General features: G+C 70.5%; 14 protein-coding genes and 1 other RNA gene. 10 read left to right on the forward strand and 5 right to left on the reverse strand.

Annotation, left to right across the window (positions count from 1 at the left end):
* Positions 1 to 58 precede the first annotated feature (58 nt).
* The 3 genes from ffs (at position 59) to ACQPYZ_RS02225 (ending at position 2,727) form a co-directional block, all read left to right on the forward strand.
* Positions 59 to 155, forward strand: an RNA gene (gene ffs / locus ACQPYZ_RS02215) — signal recognition particle sRNA small type.
* A gap of 50 nt (positions 156 to 205) precedes the next feature.
* Positions 206 to 1,024, forward strand: a complete 819-nt coding sequence (nadE, locus tag ACQPYZ_RS02220; protein WP_433164695.1) for an ammonia-dependent NAD(+) synthetase — start codon at positions 206 to 208, stop codon at positions 1,022 to 1,024.
* Positions 1,025 to 1,098: 74 nt separating this feature from the next.
* Positions 1,099 to 2,727 (forward strand): long-chain fatty acid--CoA ligase, encoded by a 1,629-nt coding sequence (locus tag ACQPYZ_RS02225; protein WP_433164696.1) that lies wholly within the window; start codon positions 1,099 to 1,101, stop codon positions 2,725 to 2,727.
* A gap of 1 nt (position 2,728) precedes the next feature.
* Here ACQPYZ_RS02225 and ACQPYZ_RS02230 read toward each other — a convergent pair whose 3' ends face one another.
* Positions 2,729 to 3,544 (reverse strand): nucleotidyltransferase domain-containing protein, encoded by an 816-nt coding sequence (locus tag ACQPYZ_RS02230; protein ID WP_433164698.1) that lies wholly within the window; start codon positions 3,542 to 3,544, stop codon positions 2,729 to 2,731.
* A 218-nt stretch (positions 3,545 to 3,762) separates the two neighbouring features.
* On the opposite strand from ACQPYZ_RS02230, the gene ACQPYZ_RS02235 reads away from it, so the two are divergent.
* From ACQPYZ_RS02235 to ACQPYZ_RS02255, 5 genes are all read left to right on the forward strand, one after another.
* A complete protein-coding gene (locus ACQPYZ_RS02235; RefSeq protein ID WP_433164699.1) occupies positions 3,763 to 6,870 on the forward strand; it encodes a DNA polymerase III subunit gamma and tau in 3,108 nt (1,035 codons plus the stop codon).
* Between the two features lie 556 nt (positions 6,871 to 7,426).
* Complete coding sequence (locus ACQPYZ_RS02240; protein ID WP_433164701.1) at positions 7,427 to 8,041, forward strand: DUF2461 family protein; 615 nt, start codon at positions 7,427 to 7,429, stop codon at positions 8,039 to 8,041.
* Positions 8,042 to 8,467: 426 nt separating this feature from the next.
* A complete protein-coding gene (locus tag ACQPYZ_RS02245; protein ID WP_433164703.1) occupies positions 8,468 to 9,220 on the forward strand; it encodes a YbaB/EbfC family nucleoid-associated protein in 753 nt (250 codons plus the stop codon).
* A gap of 1 nt (position 9,221) precedes the next feature.
* Positions 9,222 to 9,821 carry a recombination mediator RecR gene (gene recR / locus ACQPYZ_RS02250; protein WP_433164705.1) on the forward strand — a complete coding sequence of 200 codons (600 nt, stop codon included), beginning with the start codon at positions 9,222 to 9,224 and terminating at the stop codon, positions 9,819 to 9,821.
* Positions 9,814 to 10,458 (forward strand): DUF5063 domain-containing protein, encoded by a 645-nt coding sequence (locus tag ACQPYZ_RS02255; protein WP_433164706.1) that lies wholly within the window; start codon positions 9,814 to 9,816, stop codon positions 10,456 to 10,458. The genes recR and ACQPYZ_RS02255 overlap by 8 nt, the downstream gene beginning before the upstream one ends.
* A 100-nt stretch (positions 10,459 to 10,558) precedes the next feature.
* Here ACQPYZ_RS02255 and ACQPYZ_RS02260 read toward each other — a convergent pair whose 3' ends face one another.
* On the reverse strand, positions 10,559 to 11,179 hold the full coding sequence (locus ACQPYZ_RS02260) for a hypothetical protein (RefSeq protein WP_433164707.1): 621 nt from the start codon (positions 11,177 to 11,179) through the stop codon (positions 10,559 to 10,561).
* 215 nt (positions 11,180 to 11,394) lie between these two features.
* Between ACQPYZ_RS02260 and ACQPYZ_RS02265 the strand changes: the two genes are divergently transcribed.
* Positions 11,395 to 13,047 carry a protein kinase domain-containing protein gene (locus ACQPYZ_RS02265; protein ID WP_433164708.1) on the forward strand — a complete coding sequence of 551 codons (1,653 nt, stop codon included), beginning with the start codon at positions 11,395 to 11,397 and terminating at the stop codon, positions 13,045 to 13,047.
* Here the strand turns inward: ACQPYZ_RS02265 and dinB are convergent.
* Positions 13,044 to 14,246, reverse strand: coding sequence for a DNA polymerase IV (gene dinB / locus ACQPYZ_RS02270; RefSeq protein ID WP_433164710.1), 1,203 nt, complete (start codon positions 14,244 to 14,246; stop codon positions 13,044 to 13,046). The genes ACQPYZ_RS02265 and dinB overlap by 4 nt on opposite strands.
* An 80-nt stretch (positions 14,247 to 14,326) precedes the next feature.
* Here dinB and ACQPYZ_RS02275 point away from each other — a divergent pair, with 80 nt between their 5' ends.
* Positions 14,327 to 15,535, forward strand: coding sequence for an MFS transporter (locus tag ACQPYZ_RS02275; RefSeq protein WP_433164712.1), 1,209 nt, complete (start codon positions 14,327 to 14,329; stop codon positions 15,533 to 15,535).
* Here ACQPYZ_RS02275 and ACQPYZ_RS02280 read toward each other — a convergent pair.
* The gene (locus ACQPYZ_RS02280) at positions 15,421 to 16,044 is read right to left on the reverse strand and encodes a dihydrofolate reductase family protein (RefSeq protein WP_433164714.1); all 624 of its coding nucleotides are present in this window, start codon (positions 16,042 to 16,044) and stop codon (positions 15,421 to 15,423) included. The genes ACQPYZ_RS02275 and ACQPYZ_RS02280 overlap by 115 nt on opposite strands.
* Before the next feature lie 78 nt (positions 16,045 to 16,122).
* The gene (locus ACQPYZ_RS02285; protein ID WP_433164716.1) at positions 16,123 to 16,455 is read right to left on the reverse strand and encodes an ArsR/SmtB family transcription factor; all 333 of its coding nucleotides are present in this window, start codon (positions 16,453 to 16,455) and stop codon (positions 16,123 to 16,125) included.
* Positions 16,456 to 16,504 lie beyond the last annotated feature (49 nt).

Here is a 16,504-nt window from a genome sequence, read left to right on the forward strand (position 1 = left end):
CTAACCAGGGTACGTGCTGCGGATTTCGGGCCGGGCCGGGCGATCACGTACACTTCTGGCTGGTTCCCCGCGTGGCGGTATCTCGCCCAACTCCCCCAGGGCCGGAAGGCAGCAAGGGTAAGTGAGCTCTTCCGGGTGCGCGGGGAATCCTCATGTCCGGGCCCTGTCTAGGCTGGTGCAGCCGATCCACGACAGAGGGAGCCCGATGAGCGACGAGCGCCGCTATCTGCAGGAACTGATCATCGCCGAGCTCGGCGTGCCCGCGTCCTTCGACGCGGACACCGAGATCGAGCGGCGGGTCGAGTTCCTGGCCGACCAACTCCGGCGCAGCGGCGCGACGGCGTACGTGCTCGGCATCAGCGGCGGCGTCGACTCCGGTACGGCGGGACGCCTGTGCCAGCTCGCGGTCGAGCGGGTCCGGGCCGAAGGCGGTCAGGCGACGTTCGTCGCGATGCGGCTGCCGTACGGCGTCCAGGTGGACGAGGCGGACGCGCAGCGGTCGCTCGAGTTCATCAAGCCGGACGAGACCCTCGTGGTCGACGTGAAGCCGGCCACCGACGCGATGGTCGAGTCGGTGCGGCACGCGGGGCTCGGCGGCGACCGCGAGGACTTCCACGTCGGCAACATCAAGGCACGGCAGCGGATGATCGCGCAGTACGTCGTCGCCGGCGCGCGCGGCGGGCTCGTCGTCGGGACCGACCACGCGGCCGAGGCGGTGATGGGGTTCTACACCAAGTACGGCGACGGCGCGTGCGACCTGACCCCGCTGTCCGGGCTGACCAAGCGGCGCGTCCGGGCGATCGGCTCGCGGCTCGGCGCGTCCGACGAGCTCACCGGCAAGGTGCCGACCGCCGACCTGGAGACCAACAAGCCGGGCATCCCCGACGAGGTCGCGCTGGGTGTCACCTACGAGGAGATCGACGACTTCCTCGAGGGCCGCGAGGTCAGCGAACGGGTGGCCGCCACGATCATCGCGGCGCACCGCCGGACCGCCCACAAACGGGCGATGCCACTGGCGCTCTGACGCCTGCCGAATGTGCCGGACGAAGTCCGGTTGAGGTCATGGTCAAGGCCATTCACGGCTGGCAGAGTGTCGGCATGAAGGGTCTGATGCAGGACTACCAGCTGTCCCTGGACACCATCTTCCGCCGGGCGGAGCAGTTCTACCCGGACAAGACCGTGCATACCGGCGGTCCGGCGCCGTCGACGCTGACGTACGCCGAGTGGGCCGCGCGGACCAGACGACTAGGTGGCGTGCTGGACGCGCTCGGGATCAGCGCGGACGGCCGGGTGGCGACCTTCGCGTGGAACTCGGCGCGTCACCTCGAGCTGTACTTCGCCGCGCCCTGCACCGGCAGAGTCCTGCACACGTTGAACATCCGGCTCTTCCCCGACCAGGTCGTCTACATCGCGAACCACGCCGAGGACGAGGTGGTCTTCGTCGACCGGTCGCTGCTCGGGCTCTTCCTTCCACTGCTCGACCGGTTGCCGCTGCTCCGGCACGTCGTGGTGATGGACGATCTGCCGGCCGGGGCGTCCGGGGCGGAGGTGCCGGACGATCCACGGTTCCATGACTACGAGCAGCTGCTCGCCGCGGCGGAGCCGGCCGAGTTCCGCGTCGAGGACGAGAACCAAGCGGCAGCTATGTGCTACACGAGCGGGACGACGGGCAATCCGAAGGGCGTGGTGTACTCGCACCGGTCCACCTGGCTGCACTCGATGGGTGTGCTCACGAACGCCGGGATCGGGCTGAACGAGACCGACACCGTGATGCCGGTCGTGCCGATGTTCCATGCGAATGCGTGGGGTCTGGCGCATGCGGCTCCGATGGCCGGCGCGTCGCTGGTGTTCCCGGGCCCGGACATGTCTCCGCAGGGGATCCTCAAGCTGCTGCAGGAGCAGGAGGTCACGTTGGCCGCGGGCGTGCCGACGATCTGGCAGGGGCTTCTGCCGTTGCTCGATGACGGCGTCGAGTTGCCCAAACTACGGCGGGTGCCGTGTGGTGGGTCCGCCGTACCGATGGCGCTGTCGGAGGCGTTCCGGGAGAAGCTCGGCCGGCCGATCCTGCAGGCCTGGGGCATGACGGAGACGAGTCCGGTGGCGACGGCGGCGCACGTTCCGGCGCGGTACGAGGAGCTTCCCGAGGACAAGAAGGCGCGTCTCCGGGCCCGGCAGGGACAGCCGTTGCCGGGCGTCGAGGTGCGGATCGTCGAGCCCGGGTCGATCACGCCGTTGCCGTGGGACGACGAGGCGACCGGTGAGCTGCAGGTGCGCGGTCCGTGGATCGCGGCGGAGTACTACCGGCCCGACGAAGGCGTCCAGCTCAGCACGGAAGACGGCTGGATGAAGACCGGTGACGTGGCCGCGATCGACGAGTTCGGCTCGGTGCGACTTGTCGACCGGACGAAGGACCTGGTGAAGTCCGGCGGGGAGTGGATCAGCTCGGTCGAGCTGGAGAACCTGTTGATGGCTCATCCGGCGGTCAAGGAGGCCGCGGTGATCGGCGTACCGCACCCCAAGTGGGACGAGCGTCCGCTGGCCTGTGTCGTCCTGCAGGAAGGCGAAAGCGCTACCGGTGAAGAGATTCTGGAGTACTTGAAGCCCCGGGTGGCGAAGTGGTGGCTTCCGGATGCGGTCGAGTTCATTGAGGAGGTTCCGAAGACATCGGTCGGGAAGTTCTCGAAGAAGGACCTCCGCAGCCGGTTCGCCGACTACCGACTTGAGTAGGTCAGCCGAAGTCCTCGCCGAAGTGCTGCCGCAGATGGGTCAGCGTCGCGTCGACGAACTCGGTCGGCCAATGCTCGCCCGTCTGCTCGGCCAAGGCGGTTCCGCGGCGGATGAACTCACGGCACAGGTACTGGTTCGCCTTGATGACGTCGGCCGGGTCGGAGCCGGCTGCCGGGATCGCCTCGAGGGTGGCGCGTTGTTCGTCCGAGAGCAGGGCGTTCAGCCGCTTCGCTCCACCGGTCCGTCGTACGCCGCGCTCAGCGAGCATCAACGCGATTAGCTGGTCGCGGAGCGCGCCGACGCCCTGGTTGGCGACGATCCGCTCGTCCCGGCCGAGCACGGTGACCAGATTCCCCAGGAAGTAGAAGAAGAGGTTGACCACCGTCTCCGGCCAGTACGGCGCTCCGGGTCGGCCGCCCGTACGTGCGATGTCGCCGTCCGGAAACAGCGTGCCGTCGCGGTCGAAGAGGACGCGGATTCCGTCGTACTGATGGCGATCGAAGGAGTTGAGTGGATGGCAGAAGAGATCAACATGCAACCAGTCCGGCGTGATCCCCAACCCACCGACGAGCCCCGGCACGCGGTCGGTCAGCACGGTCGGTCCAGTCAGCAGGCGCAGTACATCGGGCCAGTTCTCCTCGAACCACGGCAGGCTCTCGTCGGTCACCACGCAATGCACGTCGACATCGCTGAACCTGTCCGCCTCGCCCGTCCCGTAGCTGCCGACCAGGTAGACGCCGAGGATCCGCTCGTCCTCCGGCAGGACGGCGCGGGCGCGCTCGATGACCTGCAGCTGTCGCTCTTCCCCGACCGTCACCCGCGCCAGCGTACTCACCCGCCGTACAACGGCCGCCCGGTGTACTCCGCCCACCGGATCACCGACTACGCCGGCCACGGTGCCGGGCCCGCGGAACCTGTCCTTTCACGGTCCACCCCCGATGCTGGCGTACGGTCACGTCGTCCGATCGCACCGGGGACTTGTGGATAACCGGGCGTGGGGACGAATTGTCGGCGGTCGGCGCTAGGGTTGCGGGCGTGGAAGCACCCCTTGCGTTGTACCGCCGGTATCGCCCGGAGACGTTCGCCGAGGTGATCGGGCAGGACCATGTCACCGCGCCGCTGCGGAACGCATTGAGCAACAACCGGGTCAACCACGCCTATTTGTTCTCCGGTCCACGCGGGTGCGGCAAGACCACCAGCGCCCGGATCCTGGCCCGTGCGATCAACTGCGAGAAGGGCCCGATCGCCGAGCCGTGCGGAGTGTGCAAGTCCTGCACCGACCTCGCCCGCGGCGGACCAGGCAGCATCGACGTGATCGAGATCGACGCCGCCTCCCACGGTGGTGTCGACGACGCGCGCGACCTCCGTGAGCGGGCGTTCTTCGCGCCGGTCGAGAGCCGCTACAAGATCTACATCATCGACGAGGCGCACATGGTGACCACGCAGGGCTTCAACGCCCTGCTCAAGCTGGTCGAGGAGCCGCCGCCGCACCTCAAGTTCATCTTCGCCACCACCGAGCCCGACAAGGTGATCGGGACGATTCGATCCCGGACCCACCACTACCCGTTCCGCCTGGTCCCGCCGAAGGTGCTCGGCGACTACATGGCCTCCCTGTGCGAGGCCGAGGGCGTCGCGATCGAGCCGGCCGCGCTGCCGTTGGTCGTGCGGGCCGGCGCCGGTTCGGTCCGTGACTCGCTGAGCGTGCTCGACCAGTTGATCGGTGGCGCGGGGCCGGACGGGGTGACGTACGAGCTGGCCGTCGCGCTACTCGGGTTCACGCCGGACTCGCTGCTCGACGCCTGCGTCGACGGGTTCGCGGCACACGACAGCAAGGCCGTGTTCGAGACGATCGAGAAGGTCATCGAGACCGGCCAGGACCCGAAGCGCTTCGCCGAGGACCTGCTCCGACGGCTCCGCGACCTGGTCGTGCTGTCCGCCGTACCGAACGCTGTTCACTCCGGCCTGATCGAGGCCGCCGAGGACCAGGGCGAGCGCCTTCAGACTCAAGCCGCCGGCATCGGACCCGCCGAGCTCACCCGCGCCGCCGACATCGTCGCCGCCGGCCTGCTGGAGATGCGCGGCGCCACCGCACCGCGGCTGCAGTTGGAGCTCATCTGCGCCAAGGTCCTGCTGCCCGGCGCCGACGACTCCACCAACGGCATCCAAGCGCGTCTCGACCGAATGGAACGCCGCCTGACCATCGGCGTCCCCACCCCCGACCCCACCCATCCCAACCCAGACCCAGCCACCAGCCGAGCCGCCGCCCGAGCCGCAGCCGGAGGACCCCCAGCCGCAGGCGCAGCGCCCACCGCCGACCCAGCGACCGCCGGAGGCCCGACGGGTACGGCGTCCGCCGCAGACCCAGGGGCCGTGAGTACGGCGTCCGCTGCCGACCCAGGCTCCGAGGGCACGATGCACCCCGGCGGTGCCGCGACCCCCGCCACAGCTGGTGTCGAACCGAGCGCCGGCGCACGCGTCGGGACCGGCGCGCCGACCACTCCGGGCGGCTCCACGGCCCCGAACGAATCCCGCGCCGCGGGCTCGACCCCAGCCGGCGCGGTCCCGGGTCGCGGCTCAGCCGGCGCCGCTCACGACGCCAGCCGCACCGGAACCGCCGCCGACCGTGCAGGACTTGATGCCAGCCGCTCCGGAGCGTGGTCCGACGAGTCGACCGGATCAACACCCTCGACCTCGCAGCCCGCGACGTCCGCACCTGCCGCCTCGCAGGCAGCGAACCCCGCGGCATCTGCCGGGCCCACCAGCGGCGTACCCGGCTCGACCGCCACCGGCGCATCGGCAGCACCGTCGGCCGGCAGCGTGGGCCTGGCCGACATCCGCAGGCTCTGGCCCGAGGTGCTCGAGGCGGTGAAGGCCAAGCGCCGGTTCGCCTGGATCATGCTGAGCCAGAACGCCCAGGTCATCGCCATCGACGACCAAACCCTCACCCTCGGCCTGGTGAACGCAGGCGCCCGCGAGAGCTTCGCCCGCTCCGGCAGCGACGAAATCCTCCGCCAGGCCATGATCGACACCATCGGCCTCAACCGCCGCATCGAAGCAGTCGTAGACCCCTCCACCGACCCAGGCGCCGGCGGCCCCGGCGGCCAACGCCCCAGCACCCCACCCGGCAGCTCCCCAACCTCAGGCACCTCCAGCGGTCCCGGCGACCCCAGCGGAGGAGCTTCCGGCGGCGGAGCTCCCGGAGGCACAGAAGCACCGGGTGCCCCAGGCACCGGAGCCGCGGACGGCAGCGCAGGCGCACCCGGCAACTCAGGCGGCGGAGCTCCGGGCGGAGGCAGCGGTGCCGCAGGCGGCAGCCCAGTCGGTTCGGCAGGTGTAGCCGGTTCAGCTTCGGACACGGGCGGCTGGGGCGCCGGCGGGTCGGATGCAGCCAGCGGAGCGCATGTGGGTGTCGCCGGCAGGTCAGGACCGCGCGGAACGGGCGCGGCTGGATCCGACGGAGCTGGTGCGGGTGGACCACGCGAGCCTGATGAAGCTGGTTCGGCTGGAGACAGCGGGGCTGGCGGTGGACCTGGTGCGGCTGGAGCCGGCGCGTCCGCTGGAACAAGCGCGGCTGGAGCCGGCGGAGCTGGTGCCGGTGGAACGGCATCAATGGGCGCGGTTGGCGCCGGTGGGGCCGGCGCGGGGCGGTCTGGTGCTGGTGGGTCTGGAGCAGGGGGATCTACTGCGGGGCCCGCCGGTAGCTATTCGCAGGACGGTGGTGGACTGCGGCCCGACGGTCCTGGTACGTCGATCGCGCTGCAGGAGCCGCCGGACTCGGAGTACGACGTACCGCCGGAGCACGACCCATGGGAGGCCGGCCCGACGGCACGAGCGGGTCAGCCGACCGGCCGGGGAACTCAGCCCGGCTCGCCACCCGCGGACCAGCCAACGAATCCTGCAATTGGGCGGGGTCGACGGGAGCAGGCCGGAAGCAAGCGCCGGGCGGCCGAGGCGGCTGTTGCTGCCGAGCAGGCCCGGAGAGCCGCGGCAGCACCTGCGGCGCCTGAGGTCCCGTTGACCCCCGAGGAAGAAGCCGACGCCATCGGCGAGGACGACCAGGTGCTGGAAGAGGATTCCCGCACCCACACCGACCTCCTCCGCGAAACCCTCGGCGCCCAAATCATCACCGAAGAACCCAACTGACCCACCGCGAGCCCCAGCACAACCGCACAGGTCGTCCCGCACGTACACGTCCTCCGCGAACACCCGAGTTCGGTTCTCCACCACGTGAGCCTGAGTCTCACTTCACCCCGGCTCGGCTGACCCGCCCGCGAGCCCAGCACACACGCACAGGTCGTCGAGGGGGATACGTCCGCCGCAGACACCTCGGGTTCGGTTGTTCACCCGCGAGCCTGGGAGCTCGCTTCACCGCGGCAGAGCTGTCCGGCCCCGCGCCCCGCCACGAACACCGCGGTGTCCCGAGCGGACAGGTCCTCGGTGGACACCTTGGGATTCGGTTCTTCGCCACGGGAGGCTGAGTGCCTACTTCACCCCGGCACAGCTGGCTCGCCCGGGAGTCCGCACTCACCCACAGGTCGTCCCGCAAGGGCATGTCCGCCGCCGCGGACGGCTCGGGCTCAGTTCTTCACCGCGCGGGCTTGAGTGGTTACTTCACCGACGGACCCGACTGACGCGGGTCCGAACGCGGTGCTGTGCAGGGGATTGACTGAAGTGTCGGTGCGGCGTGGGAGGTTGGGGTATGGGCTTCCGTGGGTGGGGCGAGGCGGCGTACGAGGTGCTTGGTGCGCTCGAGGGGGATCCGGGGCCTGGGCAGTTGGAGGGGCGGCGGGAGGCGTTGGAGCGGTACGTTCGGGGGCCGTTGCAGGAGCTTTGTGATGCGCTCAACGAGAAGGACGAGTTCGGCACGTTCTGGTTGAGTGGGTTGTCGGAGCATTCGGCCTCGTGGCAGCGGCAGTGGGCGACGTGGTGGATTGCTCGGCGGGTGCGGATCTCGTTCACGTTCGACCTCGACGGGCTCGTGCTGGGCGGCGGGTCGTGGTCCCCGGCCGGGGACCAGGTGCGGTTGTTCCGGGAGATGGTCGACGCGGAGGCCAGCGGGCGAGAGTTGGAGGCCGTGGTCGGACGGCTTGTCCGGGACGGCTTCGAGCTCACCGGCTCGACGCTCCGCCGTACGCCGACGCCGTACGCGCCCGACCACCCGCGGGCGGAGCTCCTCAGACGCCGATCCGTGTACGCCGAGAAGCCGATCGACACCACCGAGGTCGACCTGATAGCAGAGTCGCTCCGCCCGCTGGTCGAGCTCACCACCTGGTACACCGACTACGTCGCCACCACCGGCTGGGTGAAGCCCTAGCCGCGACCCCTGCGGAGATCGACTGGCGCGGCAGACCCGGACTGCCCGGCCTTGCTCAATTGCCCGGCCTGCTCGGTCCTCGCGCTGGTCGCGCGCCGCAGTCAGGCGACCAGCGGTCCCGAGGCCCACTCCCAGGAGCCCAAGCCGGTCAGGACCCACTGCGGCCAGCTCAGAAGGCACGGCGTCAGCGGCGGCCCGTTGCCGCCAGAGTCTGCTCGATGGCGCGGTCGAGCGGGGGCGTCCACAGGGGCCTGTGGGGAAGGGGCAGGGAGTGTCCACAGGATTCACAGGGTGTGGATAAAGGTGTCCACAAGGCTGTGGACGGGTTGGGGAGACTGGTCGGTTTCGGGTTGGCGGGCGGGGTGTCGGTTGGACCGGCTAGGGTTGAGGCCTGGTAGCAGAGGGCGGCTCAACGAGGAGATCGCGGTGTTCGACGGTGGCGGTGCTGGGGGCTTCGACATGTCCAATCTGCTCGCGCAGGCGCAGGCGATGCAGAGCCAGTTGATGGAGGCGCAGGCCAACCTGGAGAGCCAGGAGATCGAGGGCTCGGCCGGGGGCGGTCTGGTGACTGCGCTCGTGTCGGGGACCGGTGAGCTGCTCAGCCTGAACATCAAGCCGGAGGCGGTCGACCCGGACGACACCGAGACGCTGGCCGACCTGATCGTGGCCGCCGTTCGCGACGCCTCCGAGAATGCGAAGGAAGTCGCTGCCGCGGCGATGGGTCCGCTAGCCGGCGGGCTCGGCGGCGCTGGTCTCGGCGGTCCGGATCTGCCCGGCTTCGGCGGTGGCGGTGGTCCGGCCGGCTTCACCCTGCCCGGTACGACGCCGCCCGCGGTCACCCCGCCCGCAACAGACGAGCCTGCAACAGAACGGCCCGCAGGCGACCCGGCCGACGACAAGCCGGGCGATGGCAGGCCGACCGACGGCGGCCAGGCTGCCGACAGGCCGGCGAGCTCCGGGCAGGGCAACGCCGGACCGAGCAACGCCGGACCGGGCAACGCCGGACCGGGCAACGCCGGACCAGCCAACGCCGGGCCGGGCAACGCCGGGCCGGGCAACAGTGGGCTGGGTTATGCCGGGCCGGGTGAGAGCGGGTCGGGCGGTCGTGGGTCCGGTGGTGGGGTCGGGTTTGTGAACCCGGGTAGCGGGGCCGGGGCGTCCGGTCAGAACCCGGGCTGACGTGTACGAAGGGGCCGTCCAGGACCTCATCGACGAGCTCGGCCGGCTGCCCGGCGTCGGTCCGAAGTCCGCACAGCGGATCGCGTTCCACCTGCTCGCCGCCGACGAGACCGACGTACGCCGGCTCGCGCATGTGCTCGTGCAGGTGAAGGAGAAGGTCAAGTTCTGTGAGATCTGCGGCAACGTGGCGGAGGACACGCAGTGCCGGATCTGCCGGGACCCGCGCCGCGACCTGAGCCTGATCTGTGTGGTCGAGGAGGCCAAGGACGTGGTCGCGATCGAGCGCACCCGGGAGTTCCGCGGCAGGTACCACGTGCTCGGCGGGGCGATCTCGCCGATCGAGGGGATCGGGCCGGACGAACTGCGGATCAAGGAGCTCCTCCAGCGGCTGGCCGGCGGTGAGGTGACCGAGATCATCCTCGCCACCGACCCGAACCTGGAGGGTGAGGCGACCGCCACCTACCTGAGCCGGTTGCTCCGGCCCATGGGGTTGCGCGTCACCCGTTTGGCTAGTGGACTTCCTGTAGGCGGTGACCTCGAGTACGCCGACGAGGTCACTCTCGGACGGGCGTTTGAAGGGCGACGATCGATCGATGACTGAACCAACGGATATTGCGGAACGCGCTTTGGCCACCGACAACGAGGACCTGACCGAGTTCGCCGAGCAGATCGCCGACCAGGTGCGAAGCTTCCTGATCTCGGTGCGCGACATCGCCGCGCAGCCGGACGAGGAAGGGATCGACGAGGGCCTCGCGTCCCTGCCGTATCTGCTGCTCGAGGTCAGCCAGCTGCTGCTCGCCGGCGGCCGGCTGGGCGCGTTCGAGGACTTCGTCCCGGAGGAGCGGTTCGAGAGCGACGCCGGCCCGGACCCGGACCTCGACGCGATGCGCGACCGGCTGGCCGTGCTGTTCGAGGGCCTGGACGAGTACGCCGAGGTCTTCGACCCGTACGCCGCTCCGCCCGAGATCACCGTGAACCGGCTGTCCGACGACCTGACCGCGATCGCCACCGATCTCGTGCACGGCTTGGCGCACTACGAGGACGGCCGGATCCTCGAGGCCCTGTGGTGGTGGCAGTTCTCGTACGTGTCCACGTGGGGTGCCGCGGCGAGCGCCGTACTGCGGGCTATCCAGTCACTGATCGCGCACGACCGGCTCGAGCCGGCGCATGACCCCGAGACCGAGGCCACCGATCGCGAGCTGGTCGAGGTCGCCGAAGAGGCCGTCCAGCGCCGCTGACCCGCGTCAGTCACGAAGAGACCCAGCGCCGCAGACCGGCGTCGGTCACGAAGACGCGGCCCGCCGGGCACCCCCTGCCCGGCGGGCTCCCACGGGTGGTCTACTTGGCGACCGTTGCGCAGGTGACCCACGGCCGGACGATCACCGGCTCGGTGCCCTCGTTGATCGCGGTCACGGCCCAGCCGTTGGGCTCGATGGACTGAGCCTCGTCGCCTTCGATCGGGACGACGACGATCGCGCCGTTCTTGATCTGGGTCGGCTCGGAGGCGACGACCTGGATGGTCTTCATGGTCGCGACGCTGGCGTCCGCGGCCAGCCGGAAGCCACCACCGAGAGCGACCTTCCCGGGCGCGCACTGCACCCACACGGTGTGCGGTTCGCTGTCGTTCAGGACCTTCTGGTCGCTGTTGTCGCCCTGGTCGGTCAGGTCGCCGAGATCGGTTGCGCCCGGGTACGGCCCGTCGGCCTCGAGGTTGGTCACGTCGCCCCGGCGGATCTGTTTCTGCGTGTTCGCGTCCAGGTCGGTCCAGCCGAGTGAGTTGGTCTGGATGTCCACCCCGGTCAGGCTGTTGTTGACCACTTGCGGCTCGGCGACCGAGTTGCGTGCGAGCGGGTAGGTGACGGTCGCGCGGACGGCGGCGCCGGCCGGCGAGGCGACGAACCCCCCGACGACGGCGAGTGCTCCGACGGCGATGGCGACGCGCTTGACGATCTTGTGCATGGCGAAAAGCCCCCCTTTCCTGTCCGGTCCACTGCGGGCCGGATCGTGCAACGGGCCGGTCTCGAACCGGCGACCCCCCACTCGGATCCGCTGCTTCACTACGATGAGTGACTACCCCGAAGAGTCACTGTGCCGTGTCAGGCCGCGACTGTGAAGGCCTCGCACCGCCGAAATCGGTGACCCGCGGTCCTGAGGCGCGTTAGCCTGACTGCCCGATGACGACGCATCCAGGGGATCCGGCGACGATCGGGTCGTTCGCGATCCAGGCGCGGCTCGGCCGCGGCGCGATGGGTGCCGTCTACCTGGCGCGTTCGCCCGGCGGGCGCCTGGTCGCGGTCAAGGTGGTGCGCGACGAATTGGCCGGCGACGACGGCTTCCGGGCCCGGTTCGCGCGGGAGATCGACGCCGCGCGCAAGGTGAGCGGGGCGTTCACGGCCGCGGTCGTCGACGCCGATCCGGACGCGGAGCCGCCGTGGCTCGCGACGGAGTACCTGCCCGGACCGACGCTGCAGAAGGCGATCGACACGTCCGGACCGCTGACGCCCGGCGGGGTGCGGTCGCTGGCGGGCGGGCTGGCCGAGGCGCTGGTCGCGATCCATCGCAGCGGGCTGGTCCACCGGGATCTCAAACCGTCGAACATCGTCCTCACCGACAACGGCCCGCGGGTGATCGACTTCGGGATCGCGCGGGCGCTCGAGGACGCGAGCCTGACGGCGACCGGCGTGGTCGTCGGTACGCCGGGTTACCTGTCGCCCGAGCAGATCACGGGTACGGCGATCGGTCCGCCGAGCGACATGTTCGCGCTCGGCGCCGTACTCGTGTTCGCGGCGTCCGGCCGGGGACCGTTCGCGACCGGCAACCCGGCGTCGTTGCTCCACCGGATCGTCAACGGGCAGCCGCACGTGCCACCGCTGCCCGATCCGTTGCACGACCTCGTACGCCGTTGCCTGGCAAGAGATCCCGCGGATCGCCCGACCCCCGCCGAACTGCTCCGCCTCGTCGGCTCCCCGGCGAACACCGCGGTCATCACCCCACCGACCGCAACCCTCCTGCCACCCACCAAGCTCCTCCCCGACCCACCACCAGCCCCTCCCCAGAAGCCGGCACCTCAACAGGCCTCCAACTACACGCAGCATCCACCAGCCGCGCAGTCGCCGGGCGCGTCACGGAGCGCAGCCCAGCACCCAGCAGCAGCGCAGTCCCCGGGCGCCTCACCAAACGCCACCCAGGAACCAGGCGCCACCCAGCATTCAGCGGCTGCCGAGCACCCGCTCTCGGCCCCGCACCAAGCGCCACAGCAACACCCGGCCCCGGCGCAGCACCCGGCAGCCCAGGAGCTCCACCGCGGCCCTCACCACGCGACGCCTGCCCGTCCGACCGGGGCGACCTTCACCACCACCAGGACGCGCCCGGCGATCATCGCCACCCTCACCACCTTCCTCGTGATCGGCTTCTGGCCGCGCCAGACCACCCCGCCGGACCCCGTCGCCGCGACGATCAGCGGCCTCGTCGCCCTGATCAGCCTGTACTTCGCGATCCGCCACTGGCGCCTGGTCCTCCGGCGCCGCGTCGTACTCCACCTCTCACCCGGCGGCCTCACGATCACCCGCGCGTACCAGCAGGCGACCGTCCCGTGGTCGGCCGTGACCCGCCTCCGCATCGTCGGCGACGTCCGCAGGCCCTGGCTGGTCGCCTGGCTCGACCACGGCGCCACCCTGCCGGCCCCGGGTCGCCGGCACCACGGCGGCTACAAGCTGTACCCCGTCGCCCACGAGCGCCCGGTCAAACGCCGTACCCAGCAGCTCAACGAGCTCCAGGCCGCCCTCAACTGGTACGCCGGCCATCTGCACGACAACTCGTACCCTTAATCCGGCAGCATCGGCACGGTCAGGCCCTGGTCCCGGCCGAGGAGGATGCCCCGGGTGATGGCGTTCGTGCCGAACTTGTCCTTCACCTGGTCCAGCGCCGAGTCGAGTTCGTCGTTCGCCGCCTTGTCGAACGGCAGGGCCAGCTGCAGAGCCGCCTCGTTCTCCAGGTTGCCGACCGAGATGCCGATCATGGTGATCCCCTGGGTCGCGATCAGCGGCCGCGCCGTGGCCAGCAACGCCCGCGCGGTGACCAGGATCGCCCGCGTCTGATCCGTTGCTTGGGGCAACGTATGCGAGCGGGTCGCCCGGCTGAAGTCGTCGAACCGCAACCGCAGCGTGACCGTCCGCCCCGCCCGCCCCGCGGTCCGCATCCGCCGCGTCACCCGGTCGACCAACCCGGCCAGCACGGCGTCGAGCCGCTCCGGCGACTTCGGCGAACGGCCCAACGCCCGCTGCGACCCGATCGACCGCCGCCGGCGGCCCACCTCGATCGGCCGCGGGTCCCGGTTGTGGGCGAGCGCGTGCAGGTGCCGCCCGGACGCGCGGCCGAGCATCGCCACCAAGGCCGCCTCCGGCAGCATGGCGACGTCGCCGACCTTGGTCAGCCCGCGGTTGCGCAGCTTCTCCGCGGTCACCTCACCCACACCCCAGAGCCGCTCGACGTCGAGCGGATGCAGGAACTCGAGCTCCCGGTCCGGCGGCACCTCGAGCAGCCCGTTCGGCTTGGCGACTCCGCTGGCCACCTTCGCCAGGAACTTCGTCCTTGCGACCCCGACCGTGATCGGCAACCCGACCTGCGACAGCACGTCGGCCCGCAGCCGCCGCGCGATCTCCAGCGGCGTTCCGGAGATCTTCCGCAGCCCGCCGACGTCGAGGAACGCCTCGTCGATCGACAGCCCTTCGACGAGCGGCGTGGTGTCCTCGAACACCTTGAACACGGCCTTGCTGGCGTCGGAGTACGCCGACATCCGCGGCTCGACCACGATCGCGCCGGGGCAGCGGCGGAGCGCCTGTCCACCGTTCATCGCGGTGCGGACGCCGTACGCCTTGGCCTCGTAGCTGCAGGCGAGCACCACGCCGCCGCCGACGATCACCGGCCGGCCGCGCAGGCGCGGGTCGTCGCGCTGCTCGACCGACGCGTAGAAGGCGTCCAGGTCGGCATGCAGGATGGTCGCCGCACGCTGGTCCGACACGAACATATGTTCGCATACTCGTGAGCTGTCCGGATAGGGAGAATTGCCGAGGCGCCGAACCGGTTTGTCAGGACAGAATGCGGTCCATGGACCTGACGGCGTACCGCGATCTCTGGAAGACCCACGGGGTGATGGCGCTGCTGGCGTCGGCCCTGATCGCGCGGATGCCGGTGATGGCGACGATGGTGCCGCTGTCGTTCCTGGCCAAGGATGCCGCCGGCAACTTCGGCTGGGCCGGTGTCGTCGCCGGTGCGTACTCCGTCGGTACGGCGGTCGCCAGCGTGGTGTGGTCGCGCCGGGCCGACCGCAAGGGCGCGCGCTGGGTCCTGATCGGGACCGGGACGGCGTGGGGTGTCCTGATGGCTGTCGTCGCGCTGATCCCGGACAGTTGGTACCGGGCGCTGCCGTTCGCGGCCGCGCTGGCCGGCGTGTTCGTCGCGCCGGTCACCTCGGCTCTGCGGGCCAGCTGGCCGCACCTGGTGCAGGGTGCGCGGCTGCGCGCGATCTACGCGTTGGATGCGACCGCGCAGGAGCTTCTGTTCGTCGTCGGCCCGATGCTCGGTGCGATCGCGGTCAGCTTCGCCAGCCCACGCGCCGGTCTGCTGGCCTGTGCCGCGACGGCCGCCGTGGCGATCTGGTGGTTCGGCCTCAAGCAGCGGCCGGGCGCCGTACACCATGACACCGACGAGCCTCGGCCGACGGCGCGGCAGTTGGTGTTTCACCGATACCGGTTCGGTCTGCTGCTTGCCTTCGCGTGCATGGTCACGGGGTTCGCCTCGATGTCGCTGGGCATCGTCGCGTTCGCCGACGAGCACGGCAACCGGCTGATCGCCGGCGTACTCGAAACCGTGGCCGCGCTCGGCAGCCTGATCGGCGGTCTCGTCGGCGGCGCGCTGCCCGGCCGGCGCGACTCCTACGTCTGGCGGCGGATGCTCGCGCTCGCCGTACTGGTCACCGGCTGCGTGTTCGCGACCTCGTCCGTGGTCGCGCTGGCCGTCATGCTGTTCGCGGCCGGGTGCCTGATCGCGCCGACGATCGGCGCGCTGTACGAGCGGTTGGGCGTGATGACGCCGTCCTCGGCGCGGACCGAGATCTTCGGCTGGATGCTCAGCGGCGGGATGATCGGGTCCGCTGTCGGGTCCGCGGCCGCCGGTGCCGTGGTCGAGGCCTTCGGCGTCCGCTACGCGTGGGTCCTGATGGCGGCCCTCGCGGTGGTGGCGACGCTGTCGGTGCTCCACGTCCCGCCCCACCGGCCGGCCGACGCCGACGTCGAAGAGGTCGCGGTCGCGGCATAGTCCACCCGGCAGGTCGCCTGCAGTACGCCGGACCCGGCCGCGCACAGCGAGATCGGCCGGAGCGCCCGCCGATCCTCGAACAACGGCGAGCCGAACCCGGCCTGGACCGGATGGACGAGCAACGACACCTCGTCGACCAGCCGCCACCGCAGCAACGACCTGACCAGCGTGACACTGCCGACGACGTGGATGTCCTCGCCCGGAACCTGCTTCAGCGCGCGGAGCACCCGGCGCGGATCGCCTCGCAGCACCTCGGTCCCAGGCCGGGCGATCACCGGCCGGGACGAGACCACCAGCTTCCGCAATCGGTCCAGCGGTACGACGGCCGAGTGGTAGCGGGCCACGGACGCGGCGTACTGCTCGAACGTCGTCCGTCCGAGCAGGACCGTCTCCGCCCCTGTCACCAACTGATCGAGCAGCTCGTCCCGACCGGTCGCGGGCAGCCAGTGCTCCGGCCGGTCCACGATCCCGTCCGCCGACATGCACAACCTGGCGACGATGTTCCGCATCGACTGCACCTCCGGGTCTCCTACCAAGCCCGATGCAGTCCTCGGCCGGAAGGTTTCACGCGGACCGCGGAACGCTACTCAGTCGACAGGATTCTTCCGGCGGCCGCGGTGGATCTCGGTCTCGAGTGCGTCCAGCCGGTTGATCCAGAACTTGCGGTAGCGGTCCAGCCAGCCGTCGATCTCCCGCAGTGGTCCGGGGTCGACGGCGTACAGCCGCCGGGTGCCGTCGACGGTGACGGTGGCGAAGCCGTTGTCGCGCAGCACCTTGAGGTGCTGGGAGACGGCCGGCTGGCTGATGCCGAACTCGCCGCCGATGGCCGCGGCGATCGTGCCGGCCGGCAGCTCGCCGTCGGCCAGCAGCTCCAGGATCCGGCGCCGGACCGGGTCGCCGAGGATGTCGAACGCGTGCACGGTTCGCAGTATTTCAGTGATGACTTATATGAACAAGGCCCGTCCCCGG

It is taken from the genome of Kribbella sp. CA-247076, assembly GCF_050942445.1.
GTDB lineage: Bacteria > Actinomycetota > Actinomycetes > Propionibacteriales > Kribbellaceae > Kribbella.

What these genes read in the sequence shown, in the direction of transcription:
- ACQPYZ_RS02275 (WP_433164712.1), top strand. Translation starts at nt 14,327, where the DNA reads ATGGACCTGACGGCGTACCGCGATCTCTGGAAGACCCACGGGGTGATG.
- ACQPYZ_RS02255 (WP_433164706.1), top strand. Translation starts at nt 9,814, where the DNA reads ATGACTGAACCAACGGATATTGCGGAACGCGCTTTGGCCACCGACAAC.
- nadE (WP_433164695.1), top strand. Translation starts at nt 206, where the DNA reads ATGAGCGACGAGCGCCGCTATCTGCAGGAACTGATCATCGCCGAGCTC.
- ACQPYZ_RS02265 (WP_433164708.1), top strand. Translation starts at nt 11,395, where the DNA reads ATGACGACGCATCCAGGGGATCCGGCGACGATCGGGTCGTTCGCGATC.
- ACQPYZ_RS02280 (WP_433164714.1), bottom strand. Translation starts at nt 16,044, where the DNA reads ATGCGGAACATCGTCGCCAGGTTGTGCATGTCGGCGGACGGGATCGTG.
- dinB (WP_433164710.1), bottom strand. Translation starts at nt 14,246, where the DNA reads ATGTTCGTGTCGGACCAGCGTGCGGCGACCATCCTGCATGCCGACCTG.
- ACQPYZ_RS02225 (WP_433164696.1), top strand. Translation starts at nt 1,099, where the DNA reads ATGAAGGGTCTGATGCAGGACTACCAGCTGTCCCTGGACACCATCTTC.
- ACQPYZ_RS02260 (WP_433164707.1), bottom strand. Translation starts at nt 11,179, where the DNA reads ATGCACAAGATCGTCAAGCGCGTCGCCATCGCCGTCGGAGCACTCGCC.
- ACQPYZ_RS02240 (WP_433164701.1), top strand. Translation starts at nt 7,427, where the DNA reads ATGGGCTTCCGTGGGTGGGGCGAGGCGGCGTACGAGGTGCTTGGTGCG.